At 42.3% G+C, this 12842-nt stretch carries 11 protein-coding genes; 7 read left to right on the plus strand and 4 right to left on the minus strand.

Annotation, left to right across the window (positions count from 1 at the left end; genetic code table 11):
* Positions 1 to 25: 25 nt before the first annotated feature.
* The 6 genes from ACWI_RS05760 (at position 26) to ACWI_RS05785 (ending at position 9264) form a co-directional block, all read left to right on the plus strand.
* On the plus strand, positions 26 to 1057 hold the full coding sequence (locus ACWI_RS05760; protein ID WP_070370481.1) for a restriction endonuclease: 1032 nt from the start codon (positions 26 to 28) through the stop codon (positions 1055 to 1057).
* Between the two features lie 102 nt (positions 1058 to 1159).
* On the plus strand, positions 1160 to 2953 hold the full coding sequence (locus ACWI_RS05765; protein WP_070370482.1) for a KAP family P-loop NTPase fold protein: 1794 nt from the start codon (positions 1160 to 1162) through the stop codon (positions 2951 to 2953).
* Between the two features lie 239 nt (positions 2954 to 3192).
* Positions 3193 to 5193 carry a TerB N-terminal domain-containing protein gene (locus ACWI_RS05770; protein ID WP_070370483.1) on the plus strand — a complete coding sequence of 667 codons (2001 nt, stop codon included), beginning with the start codon at positions 3193 to 3195 and terminating at the stop codon, positions 5191 to 5193.
* A 4-nt stretch (positions 5194 to 5197) separates the two neighbouring features.
* Positions 5198 to 6532, plus strand: coding sequence for an ATP-binding protein (locus ACWI_RS05775; RefSeq protein ID WP_070370484.1), 1335 nt, complete (start codon positions 5198 to 5200; stop codon positions 6530 to 6532).
* On the plus strand, positions 6529 to 8721 hold the full coding sequence (locus tag ACWI_RS05780) for a DEAD/DEAH box helicase (protein ID WP_070370485.1): 2193 nt from the start codon (positions 6529 to 6531) through the stop codon (positions 8719 to 8721). The genes ACWI_RS05775 and ACWI_RS05780 overlap by 4 nt, the downstream gene beginning before the upstream one ends.
* Before the next feature lie 165 nt (positions 8722 to 8886).
* Positions 8887 to 9264: a PH domain-containing protein gene (locus ACWI_RS05785; RefSeq protein WP_070370486.1), complete on the plus strand. Its 378-nt coding sequence runs from the start codon at positions 8887 to 8889 to the stop codon at positions 9262 to 9264.
* Positions 9265 to 9320: 56 nt separating this feature from the next.
* On the opposite strand, the gene ACWI_RS05790 is transcribed toward ACWI_RS05785, so the two are convergent.
* The gene (locus ACWI_RS05790) at positions 9321 to 9695 is read right to left on the minus strand and encodes a type II toxin-antitoxin system death-on-curing family toxin (RefSeq protein ID WP_070370476.1); all 375 of its coding nucleotides are present in this window, start codon (positions 9693 to 9695) and stop codon (positions 9321 to 9323) included.
* Positions 9692 to 9934, minus strand: coding sequence for a type II toxin-antitoxin system Phd/YefM family antitoxin (locus tag ACWI_RS05795; protein WP_070370477.1), 243 nt, complete (start codon positions 9932 to 9934; stop codon positions 9692 to 9694). Before ACWI_RS05795 ends, ACWI_RS05790 begins: the two co-directional genes overlap by 4 nt.
* Positions 9935 to 10304: 370 nt before the next feature.
* Between ACWI_RS05795 and ACWI_RS05800 the strand changes: the two genes are divergently transcribed.
* Positions 10305 to 10982 (plus strand): Abi family protein, encoded by a 678-nt coding sequence (locus tag ACWI_RS05800; RefSeq protein WP_070370487.1) that lies wholly within the window; start codon positions 10305 to 10307, stop codon positions 10980 to 10982.
* Positions 10983 to 11588: 606 nt separating this feature from the next.
* Here ACWI_RS05800 and ACWI_RS05805 read toward each other — a convergent pair.
* Positions 11589 to 12389, minus strand: coding sequence for an ExeA family protein (locus tag ACWI_RS05805; protein ID WP_070370488.1), 801 nt, complete (start codon positions 12387 to 12389; stop codon positions 11589 to 11591).
* The coding region (locus ACWI_RS05810; RefSeq protein ID WP_175440910.1) for a Mu transposase C-terminal domain-containing protein at positions 12382 to 12842 on the minus strand (461 nt) is incomplete at its 5' end. The genes ACWI_RS05805 and ACWI_RS05810, both read right to left, overlap by 8 nt.

The raw sequence follows: 12842 nt of genomic DNA on the forward strand, positions 1-12842 counted from the left end.
CCATCAATTTAAAGGAGAAATAAAAATGAATGTTTGGTTGCACAGAATTTCCCATTGTTATGAGGTTTCAGAGCCATTACTTGAGCAGAATTATTTAACCATTGGCTTTTCCGATTATGTAGAAAAATACGAATCATACCCTGATGACAAAACGATTCAGGAAAATTTTGAAAAAGATATGGCAAATATTTATGCTCAGAATTTCAGACAGCGTTTCAATTTAAGAAAGTTTTTGTTTGAATTCAAAGTGGGGGATCTTGTTATTGTACCTTCATGGGGGAAGTTCTCAGTCTACCGAATTCTTGATCTTGCGGTGCCAATGATCAGACTTCCCCAAGAAGTATTGGACGCAGCAAAAATAAATGCCTATTTTGGCAAGGATGGGCTTTTATGGGAAAAGAAAACGGATCAAGAAATTGATCTCGGCTTTTTTATTAAGGTTGAGCCGGTTAAACAGAATATTCCAAGAGATGGTTATTGCAGCTCAGCATTAATCTCCCGCATGAAGATTCGCAATGCAACGGCAATGATTACAGGTTTAGAAAAAGATGTACTCGAGGCAGTCCGACGGCATGAAGAAAATAATCCGATTGATTTTCACGATGAAGCGAGTAAAGTAATCAGAGACCATCTGAAAAAAATAATACTGGATAAATTGGATGATATTCGGTTTGAAAAGCTGGTGCTCTGGTATCTAAAAAAAATTGGGGCAACTGAAGCCTATATCCCGGCTAAAAATGAATCCGGCAAAGAGGACGGGGCGGATGCGGATGTTGTGGCGATTTTTGAACTGTTCAAGGTGATTATTTATGTACAGGTGAAACACCATGATGGTCAAACATCGGATTGGGCGGTACAACAAATTGCAAAATATAAAGAGCAAAAAGATCAACGGGATGACCCCTATACTCGTTTGACCTGGGTAATCACCTCAGCTGAATTTACGGATGATGCGAAAAGCAAAGCTCAGGCAGACGAAGTGCGACTCATTGATCAGAATGAATTTGCGGAAATGCTGATTGATGTTGGTCTTGAGGGGATTAATAGTGCTTTCTGATTGCGCAGAAAATGAAGGCAGCGTTAACTTTTATTGCCAAATAATTTGGCGTTTATAAATAAATGTAAATATACTTTAGTTAACAAAAAGGAGGATATCGTGATGAAAAAAGGTTTTACCGATCTACCGGCCATGTCTATTGAGGAGGATTTATTTGAAATTAACAAGTATATTGACGGATTATCAGAATTTATTCTTGAGTGTGATACGCCCATGACGATCGCCATTCAGGGAGACTGGGGAAGTGGAAAAACCAGCTTTATGAATATGATCCGCTGTCAGATAGAAGAAAAGGTAGTGACGACATGGTTTAACACCTGGCAGTATTCACAATTTAACATGGGGGATACATTATCGCTGTCCCTGATTAAAAGGCTTATCGAGACGTTGCCTTCACAGGATGAGACAACCAAAAAAGCAGTGGCAAATACACTGAACCTTGTCGGGAAATACCTGAAAGAAGGGGCCCTGATGGCGGTGGATATGACAATATCCGGGCGAATTGCTGATAATTTGGAAAAAACGATAGATGTAGTAACTGAAAAGAAAAAAGAAAAAGAAGAAATTGATTTGTCAGCAGCTCTCGGTCAGCTTAAACAGCAGTTTCAGGATTGTATCAACAATGCCATAAGGAATAATAACAAGGATCGGGTTGTCATTTTCGTGGATGACCTGGATCGCTTAAATCCTGTCAAAGCGGTCGAAATGCTGGAAGTATTAAAGTTGTTTCTGGACTGTGAAAACTGCGTTTTCATTCTGGCGATTGATTATCAGGTAGTGTCCCAGGGGATTGCTGAAAAATATCAGAATAAGCTGGATGATGAAAAGGGAAAAGCCTTTTTTGATAAAATTATTCAGGTACCCTTTAAAATGCCAGTTGCCCTCTACAACATGGACAAATTTATCCAGGATATTCTGGAACGGATGGGTCTTGAGTTAAATGATACGACAAGAGGGAGCGTCATTGATTATTATAAAGAACTGATAAGTTGTTCAATCGGCTCCAATCCTAGGGGCATCAAACGGCTTTTTAATGCGTATCTTCTACTGAAAAAAATTTATGGAACACAAGCAGAATTGGATCAGACCGGTCAGACGATTCTCTTTGCAATTCTTTGTCTGCAACTATCTTTTGAAAAAATATATAACCATGTTGTTCAAAATAAGGGGGATATCAGCGGAGACTTGTTAAAAGAGCTGAAAGAGTCTAAATATTATAAAAATGATGAAAACGGCGATTCGCTTTTAAGAGAACTGGAAATCAAGGATGAAGATGAGTTAAGACGCATCTGCACTTTTATGAACGTCTTTTATAAGGGAATTGACGATGATTCCAGTGGTGATCTCTCAGAGGAAGAAAAGAAGCGCTTTATTAATCTGTTGGAATTGTCCTCAATTGTTTCAACAAAAGATGTTGTGGATCAGAAAGATGATTTTAAAATGAAAGTCCGCGGAGATAACCGTTGGATATTGAAAAACTCATTATTTGTCAAGCCGAAAAAAGACCAGGGTCCTGCCTGTAAAGTATACCAGTCCAGAAGAGATTATGAAGATTGGCACATGCAGAATGCGTCAGCCTATCATACTCAATGGTCGGATGAAACTAAGATCTGGTATAAAATCGAAGTTCAGCTAGTATCAGATCTTGAAGCAAAGCAAACAGAGATAAGAATGCTGATTCAATTAAACAATCATAATTCGGAAATGAATCAGGAAGTGTATCAGAATTATATAAATTGGTTGAAAGACAACGCCTTTGGCGAAGGTTGGAAGGATGAAAAGAATACTTCATATTTGAAAATGATCCACACGTTTGAAATTGATAAACATGATGAGATTAAAGATGTCGTCAATAATGATGTCAAAATGCTTTTTGACCAGTTCATAGGGCTTTAAGTAAATAGAAAGGGTGCACAGGCAGATGTTAAGGTCCCGGTGCCTGTCACTTAACTTGTTGACTTAACTTATTGGGAGAGCATGCGAATGGTGCCCGACACAGTGCCCCAGTGCCAGGTTCAACTTAACTTATTGATAACTTATGGTATGATGCATCCTTGGGTACTCAAAGGGAAGGTGGTGTTGTGCACCTCCCTCGAGTTGACTGCACAGATTTTAATCCAGAAAGAAGGCTTAACATGAATAAAACAACCCCAAAACTCCCCGGCACAGGCATGCGGATTCTTTCTTTTGTGCCGGTGATTAATTGTTTTGTAATAATTTACCTGGGCATAAGTTATGTTGACAAGTTGACGCTCATTCTCGGTGGTGCCTATTTTTTAATTTCTCTGATTTTCCCGGATGTTTCGCCGCTGATCTGGCTTGCCGTTGTGATTCACTATATCATTTTCTATCAGCAAATTAAAAAGAAAATGATGGAGGATAGAAAAGTGCCTTCAGAAAACATCACAGTCGAACAAATTAAAAATACGCTACCGGAAAAGCAAAGTTTCTCAGATATTACCATATCAGGGGAAGTGGAAAATAAACAAACCATTCCAGAAAAGGGCACTTCGGTAACGATCCCCTTTACGGTATCGGTAACCTATCATAATCCCCATGAAGAATTTTTTGAGGATATCAAAAAATATGCTGATAAAAAAGGGGCAGAAGCCATTTTCGTACCCTTTATGTCCTACTGGCCGTCTTATCGAAGTATGTCAGGTCCGCAGCGAAAATGGTATTTTTACTGGCGCACGGAAATTAGAAAGAAAAACTATCTTGATACTGATTTGTCTTACATCTTTATCTACATCTATGAATTATTAAACGGGGTTGGATATCAAACACCCGGTGAAGGCTATACCCTGCTGCTGGAAATCTGGGAAGCCTATCGGGAAGCTTTTCCCAAACTGAATAATTATCTGTATGACTGGTCCTTTGACTTCGCCTATCTAAATGGAATTGAGCCAAGCTTTGCAAATTACGAGTCTTCTTTTCATAAGGCCTCTTTTGTAACGGATACGATTATCGAACAGCATCGTCAGGATGTGCCGCTTAAACTGAGCTTTGAACTGGTTGACGCCTTATGTGATTACTCCATAAAAGGCAGTAAATTTTATCAAAGCGGCTATCACGAAGTGATGAAAGAGGCGATACCTCGGATTGTCTCACTGGCGGATGCTTTTTTAAGGAAAAAAAGCCAGCCGGGGCTTTTGGAAACATTCGGTCCCGAACAGGCCATCACCAAAGAGCGTTATCTGTACCGAAGTGCCCTTTGCCCCCAGGCCAATCAGACCATTTCTGTTACAGTCAAAGAATATTCTTCAGCGCCGCAGTTAAGAAATTATGTTAACCAGCTCGTCCGTTTTGGGGAAAATACCCTGCGTGAGATTTATGGAACGAAAGGGCGGTTGCGGGGCATTGAGATCGATGAGGAAACCGGAAAGCTGATTACTTCGTTTCTGAAAAAAGAATACGGATTAATAGAAATCGAAGCAAATAAAGAAACCAAACCGGCAAAACTTGAACTGGATTTTGAGAATATCGATGATCTGCGTAAGCAGTCTGATGCCGTTCGCTCAATCTTACAGGTGGAAGATGTGGCCAGCGAAGAGCTGGTCGTACCAACGAAAAAAATGTTATTAACCGAAGTTGAAGAGGTGAACGCCATTTACAAAGCCCTTTCTGAAAATGAAAGAGCGTTTCTTAAAAAGCTTTATGAGTCGGATTACGAAGCCGAGTTGGCGCCAGTCGATACCCAAACAATTTCTGCAATCAACCGACTGGCGGACCGTTATTTACAAAATGACTTAATCAGCATCGAAGGCGAACGGATAATTATCGAAGATGACTTTAGAGACGAAGTTGATTTTTTGTTCAAAAATCCGCCTGAAATTGAAGTGGTTAACGAAAACCGGGCAGATTTTGATAAAACCCTGTTACCGGAAAAGCTTCAGGAATTTGTTACAGAACTATTGCCGGAGCAGCGGCAAAGTTTGATTGCTGTTCTGACCCTTAAAGAACCTGAAATTGAGCTGGAGCGAATTGCCGAAGAGGCAATGACGATGCCGGAATTACTAATCGATGACATCAATGCTCTGGCAATTAATCTTTTGGGTGATATTATCATTGAGACGCAGCTTGAGGTTGTTGCGGAGTATGCGGTTATCCTGAAAAAATCATTAAGAGGAGAATAAAACGATGGCACCAACAATTAGCCGCCGAGAATCCGGCGCATTAATTAATTCACTGACTGCCGGCGTGGTACCCAGAATTGGATTGCGCCATATTGCCGTGGGCCGGAAAAATGAAGTAAACGCTTTTCTGAACGATATGAATACCATCGAAGACGGCGGCGCATCTTTTCGACTGATCTCGGGTCAATACGGAAGCGGTAAAAGTTTCTTGCTGCAGATGATTCGAAATAACGCCATGGACAAGAATTTTGTTGTCGCTGATGCTGATCTTTCGCCGGAACGGAGGCTGACTGGTTCCAAAGGTCAGGGGCTTTCAACCTATCGGGAATTATTACAGCATCTTTCGACGCCGACCCGGCCGGATGGCGGATCGCTGGAAGCCATTCTGCAGAAATGGATTATGGGGCTGCAGTCCGCCGTCAGCAAGGAAAGTGGTTATCGCCCCAATGAACCTCAACTTGTTGGTGCGGTTAGTGAGCGGATTGCGGAAACAATGATGGAGTTATCGGAGCTGGCCTATGGTTTTGCTTTTTCCAATGTCATCGATTCCTACTGGCGGGGAATGAAAACAGGCGATGACGATCTCAAACAAAATGCCCTGCGCTGGTTGCGAGGGGAATATGCGACTAAAACTGAAGCCAAAAAGGATCTGCCGGTTGACTGCATTATTGAAGATGGGAGCTGGTATGAAATACTAAAACTTTTTGCCGTCTTTGTCAAAAAAGCGGGATACAAAGGCTTGCTGGTCTTTCTGGATGAAGGGGTTAATCTTTACAAAATTCCCCATAAACAGGCAAGAGACAGCAACTATGAAAAACTGCTCACTATTTTTAACGACACAATGCAGGGAAAAGCCCAAAATATTGGCGTTTTTTTTAGCGGAACCCCGCAGTTTATTTATGATGAGCGGCGTGGACTTTTTAACTATGATGCCCTGCGGACACGGCTCGAAGACAACCGCTTCAGCAGTCAGAATTTTGTTGATTTTACCACCCCGGTCATTAAACTGAACCAGCTCTCACCGGAAGAACTATTTATTCTGATGGAACGTCTTTGCGAACTCCATAGCGCTCATTACAATTACGATTGCAGGCTTGGTGAACATGAATTGACGGTATTTTTAAAGACCGTGGTTTCTCGTCTGGGGGCTGATCAGCTGCTGACGCCCCGGGAAATTACCCGGGATTTTTTGGGCTTGTTAAATATCCTTTATCAAAATCCGGAGACGAGCTTTGATGCTTTAATGAATGAACAAAATTACACCGTGAAAAGTGCTGAAAGCGACCCCGAAACAATCAACAGTGATCATGATGATCTGTTTGCCGAGTTTGACATATGAGCAGGACAGCCTTTGAACGATACGCACCTTTTATCCAGGAATACATCTATCGAAAAAAGTGGACGGATTTACGGGAAGTCCAGGTGGAGGCCTGTGAGGCCATTCTGGACACCGACGACCATGTCATTATTGCTTCGGGAACTGCATCGGGTAAAACGGAAGCCGCTTTTTTTCCGATGCTTACGCAATTGCAGCAGCTTCCGTCAAACACCATTGCGATTATGTATATCAGCCCGCTAAAGGCGCTAATCAACGATCAGTTTGAGCGTTTGAGCGATCTGCTGGAAGAAAGTGACATTCCGGTTTGGCCCTGGCATGGGGATGTTTCCCAATCCCTGAAAAAACAGGCCTTAAACAAAGCAAAAGGCATTCTTCAGATTACGCCCGAATCTCTGGAAGCGCTGATCATGCGACGACCGGGAGAAGCGGCTCATTTGTTTGCGGATTTACGTTTTGTCGTAATTGATGAAATCCATGCCCTGATGGGTGCCGACCGCGGCTTGCAGGTGATCTGTCTGTTAAGCAGGCTGGAAAAACTGACCGGCTGCAAACCCAGAAGAATCGGGCTTTCGGCGACCCTTAATGATTATCAGCCGGCGATGACGTTTTTATCGGCCGGAACCAGAAGAGAAACCATTCCGGTGGGAATTAAAAGCCATCAGCGAACCGTTTTACTTGCGGCTGAAAGTTTTGTCCTGCCCGAGGAGGATGCTAAAAAAGATGATGTTTTAGCTGCTTATAATGATTTTATCTATGAGCATTGTCATGATAAAAAGTGTCTAATCTTTACAAACAGCCGGGCGGGTGCGGAAGAAGTGATCAACGAGATGAAAGTGCTGGCCGTTAAAAAGCATGAACGGGATGTCTTCTTTGTCCATCATGGCAGTGTTTCAGCGATGTTGCGTCACGAAGCCGAGGCCGCCCTGAAAGAACAGCAGGGACCGACGGTCACCGCGGCGACTTTGACGCTGGAGCTGGGAATCGATGTCGGTGATCTGGATTCGATTATTCAAATTGGGGCACCTTTTAGCTGTTCAAGTTTTGTTCAGCGGCTGGGCCGGTCGGGCAGGCGCACCGGAAAGTCTAAAATGCTGTTTGTCAATCTATTTGAGGAAGACCGGGGCAGTCCCTTTGCGCTGATCCCCTGGGATCTGATTCGGACAATTGCCGTGATCCAATTATATCTGGAAGAACGCTGGGTGGAGCCTTTTGAAGTTAAGCCAAAACCTTTTAGTCTGCTGGCCCACCAGACTTTAAGCACCCTTTTTACTTATGGGGAACTTAAACCACCGGATCTGGCCCAAAATGTTCTGACCATGGCACCCTTTGCGGGTATTGATCAAAATGAATACCGCTTACTTTTGCAAAAAATGATGGCCGATGATTATCTCCAGCGCATGGATTCTGGTGAAATAATTATCGGCTTAAAAGGAGAAAAAATTGTCCAACATTACAGTTTTTATGCGGTTTTTCAGGATGAGGAAGTTTACCACGTTTTTAGTCAAAACGGGGAAATCGGAACTTTAAGCACTTGCCCAGCAGTGAGTGAAGTGTTTATCCTGGCTGGTCGTAGCTGGCAGGTTTCTTCGATTGACGAGGATCGGAAAGTGATTTATGTCAAACTGGTGAAAAACAATCGGCTTCCGAAGTGGATGGGGGATCATTCTGGTTTGATCCATACCAGAATTGTTGCGCAGATGAAAAAGGTCTTACAGGAAGAAATGCTGTATTCCTATCTCCAGCCGGGTTCACAGGATCTTTTAAGTAAAACCCGTGATTTTGTGAAAGACAATCATCTTTTAAACTCTGAGTTTATTCCCGGCAATACGAATTCTTTTTATCTGTGTCCCTGGGTGGGGACAAGGCAGCTTTTTACCATTAACAATCTGCTGTTATGCGGTCTGAAAGAGGAACTACAGATTTACACGATCAGGGAGGGAAAACATTACCTGGAAATTCGAAGTGATTTAAGCATTGCGGATTTTAAGGCGGTTCTTAAAAAAGCCCGGATCGATATTAATAACCCGGAGGCGTTTATTTCCGAACAACAGCAGCTAAGGATGGATAAATATGACTATATGGTTCCAAAAGAGTTGCTTAGAGAGGCGTTTTTGAGAAATGTGCTGGATGTTAAAGGTGCGCAAGAGATATTGAAGGATATTTGTGGCCTCGGGGCCAAGCACACTTAATTTAAGGCACACTGGGGGTGCACAAGGGGTCGGAGGTTTTCTGTACGGCTCAGCAGATCCACTAAACTGGGGTTGAGTCCCAGTGCCGTTAACATATAAACGCCTTATCATGTCCGATTAAAGTAATGTACAAACAAAAAAATAATAATAAGAGGAGATCAAAAAATGGCAGAAACAAGTCTAATTTTATCATGGACCTTCCTTTCGGAGTGTCCGATTCCACAAGATGTTCAGGAATTGCTGGTTGAAGGTGAACAAGCGGTGGCTGCGTATAAAACAATCAGAGACAGTGCAATTTTTACCAACAAACGTTTAATCGTCAGAGATGCCCAGGGATTGACTGGTAAAAAAGTAGAAGTATACTCCTTGCCATACTCAGCGATTAATATGTGGTCGACCGAAAACGCCGGTAAGCTGCTCGATTTAAATGCCGAAGTTGAACTTTGGACGCGGGCTGGTCACATAAAGGTCAATTTGCGAAAAGGCGTCGACATCAGAAAATTTGATCGCTTAATTGCTAACGCCGTTTTAACAAATCATTAGAGTACACAAGGGGACGGAGGTTTTGTGCACTATAAACCAAGATCCACTGGATGGCATCAGACATGATCAATAATCCAGTCAAGCAGTTGCCGATCATCCATCTGACCAGCTGCCAGCTGGAGACCCAACTGGATCAGTTCATCATCGGTACAATCAGGTGTAAAGCCGTTCATTTCCAGAAATGTCAGCATAACCAGAATACCGATCCGTTTATTGCCATCGATAAATGCATGGTTATTGATCAGTGAAAAACCCAGACGAGCGGCTTTGGCCGGAACGGTTTGGTACAGATCTTCACCGTCAAAACTTTGAAAGGGCGCATTTAGAGCGGAATCCAGCAGCCCTTCATCCCGGAGGCCATAACAGCCGCCGGTTTCGTTAATCAGCATGGTGTGAAGCCGTAGCACCTGATGACGGGTCAGTCGCTTCATTTGGCTAATTCCTCAAAGGCGGCCTGATGTTTTTTCAAAATCCGTTTGGCTATGATTTCCACTTCTTCATCGCCAATGGTTTCTTCGGTTTGAAACTGGCTGAACTCAATCAGGACATAGCGGGGGGTATTGTTTTTTAAAATGATGGCAGCGCCGTTTTCATCCACAAGTCGGGCAACCTTGGAAAAATTCTGGTTGGCTTCGGAAATGGAAACTAAATTTTTGGTATTGATTTGCATTACAAGCACCTCCTAGTCTTTATACCATTGTACTATAATTTTAGGATAAATAAAACCTAAAAACATATCCATAAAGACACACTTAATTTAATCGTTGTTGAAATCCAAACAGAATTGCTAAAAAAACAAAAAAATCATTCAGGCTGAGAGCGGAAGAAGGAGAAAAAATGCTAGGGACACAAGGGGACTGCGGTTTCGGTACCAGTGCCAGGCACACTCAACTTATGAGATGAGATTCTTCCCTGCATTTTTCTTATCCTGTGGATGTATTCAAGGTTATCGTTAATATCAATAAGACCAGAAAAACCTCGCTTTTGTAAATTTTCAATGATCTGATTCAAGTCAAAAAAGAAAGAGGTGAACAATTACGATGTACAGAACCATAAAACCCAAACTTTCGACGAAAGAGCAGATTGAGCATCTGGAGAAAAAGGGTGTGAAATTTGTTCTGATTTCAAGAGAAGAAGCCACCGATTATTTAACAAAGCACAATAACTATTTCAAACTGACGGCGTATCGAAAGAATTTTCAAAAACATCCCGCTGGAAAATTTAAAGGGCAATACATTGGTTTAGATTTTCAAATGCTTAAAGATCTTGCGATTATTGATATGCGACTACGTCATACACTTCTGCATATGACACTTGATATTGAACATTTCGCAAAAGTAGAGTTATTGAAGGTTATTGAAAATTCCGATATTGACGCATATGATCTAGTCGAAGATTATATCAAGAGCCTTGATGAGGTGCGGCTGAAAATCCTGAATGACGAACTCAATCGAAATATGAATAATCCTTATTGCGGTGATATTATTGCTAAATATAAAGATAACTATCCAATTTGGGCTTTTATGGAAGTAATCCCGTTTGGACGTTTTATAAATGTCTATCGTTTCTGTGCTGAAACAATAAACGATAAAAAGCTCAGGGATAATTACTTTCTGCTGCTGTCAATAAAAGATTTACGTAACGCAACAGCACATAATAATTGTCTCATTAATAATTTATCACCCCGAACCAGCAATCATAGACAAACTATGGCTTAATTCATGAGTTGAGCAAAATCGGCATATCAAATGAGGCCCATAGTAAAAAAATGAGCAATGCGAGAATTCAGCAAATCGTTACTTTGCTGTACACCCATAAAAGAATTATTAAAGTGATGGTGTCATTAATCATCAAAGTGAAGTTTTGAATGAGACCATCACGAGAATGTATAAGCACATCGAGTATTATAGAAATAATGAAATGGTAACAACAAACTTCGGATTTTTAAAAACAATCGTTGACAATTGGTATCCAATCGTTTAAAATACTAGCACATAGAAAAAATGATTAGTCATTTTTGCGGAGTGGTATTGTCGGAAACGATGATATCGCTCTATTTTTTTATCCTTTTTAACGGTCGACGGTACTTATGAAACCTCTGAAGGGATCACAAGGGAAGGAAAACATCAGGGGACGGCGGTTTTGTGCACTTTAAAACAAGTGTAAATTTTCGCATTATTTCGGACTGGTTTAATCACAATAAAACGGATCGAAATGTGCGAAAGAGTGTGAAAAATATGGTGAGTTGAAAATATAATGCCAGTTTTTAATCACATAATCACGCTTCATTTCTCCAGAAAAAAAGGGAAGTAACGCCATAGGCGTTAAATCCCAGCTTCCGCAGAAGCGGCAAAAACTATCTCTTCATCGATGAGGTCGGTTTGCTTTTGAAAGGCAAGAATCAGACACTGGGTAACCAGATTACCCACTAATCGGGGATAACCGCCAGTGGATGACGAAATGGCTTCATAAGCATTCTCGTTGATCAGATTCCGTGAAACACCGGCATGCTTAAACCGGTGTTTGATATAGTCCCGGACCTCATCCGGTGTCAGCGGCGAGAAATGAAACCGGGTCACCAGTCGCTGATCCAGCGACCGGTTCTGGTTTAAGGCCAGGCGGTTGGCCAGCGTTGGTAAACCAGTGAGAATCAGGATAAAAGGATTACGTTTATCCATGTCAAAGTTAAAAATAATGCTCAGATCGTGAAGAAACTGGGCGGTCGCCGACTGCATCTCATCGAGGATAAAGACCGGCGTGATGCGACGCTTATCATAAAGATCGGTAATGGCGTTCTGAATCTGAAAGAACAGCTCCACTTTGCGAAATTTCGGCTGTTCCCCAAGCGAAAAGGCCAGACCCCGGTAAAAGTCCATGGTTGTTCCGGAAGACATCGGAAAATACATGACCTTATATAATGACGGATTCAAACTGTCGGCAAAGACTCGTAGGGTCGATGTTTTACCAACCCCGGGATCGCCAGTAATCAGACCGAAACCTCTGGTGGTTTTGAGATAATCCAATCGGGCCAGAACTTCCCTGTAAGCTTCCGATTGAAAGAGCATCGATGAATCAATACCCTTGTCAAAGGGCGCCTGCTGGAACCCGAAAAACGATTTATACATGAGGCACACCGCCTAATGCGCTGTAGCTGATGGGATTGTTATTGCGTTTGGCAATGGCATTGTCCGTCATGATGACTTTTTTGCAGGTAAGAATCCGGACACTGTTTTCATAAAGATAGATCTCATCCGGGCATTCATTGGGATAGCGGATATCGACGCTTTTACCAATAAACATCGGCGAGGCTTCGAAAAGAGCGTTGTGCAGGGAAATGGTGGCATCCGACTTGACCTTTCTGGTCGTCCGGATCAGAAAGGCTTCATCAATGATCCGGGGATCAGAGAAATGCCTGATCCGGTCACTCCCCCGCATATAAAAGACCATCGGCGCTTCATTGAGACTCGAATGAACCTTATGATGATAATCCCGGGCCAGCCAGGCCTCAAAGCGTTGGTTGAGGACATCAAGATCCAGAAGATCAGCATCCGTCAAAAGTGGATAGAAACGACTGCGGA

Source organism: Acetobacterium wieringae (assembly GCF_001766835.1).
Classification (GTDB): Bacteria; Bacillota; Clostridia; order Eubacteriales; family Eubacteriaceae; genus Acetobacterium; species Acetobacterium wieringae.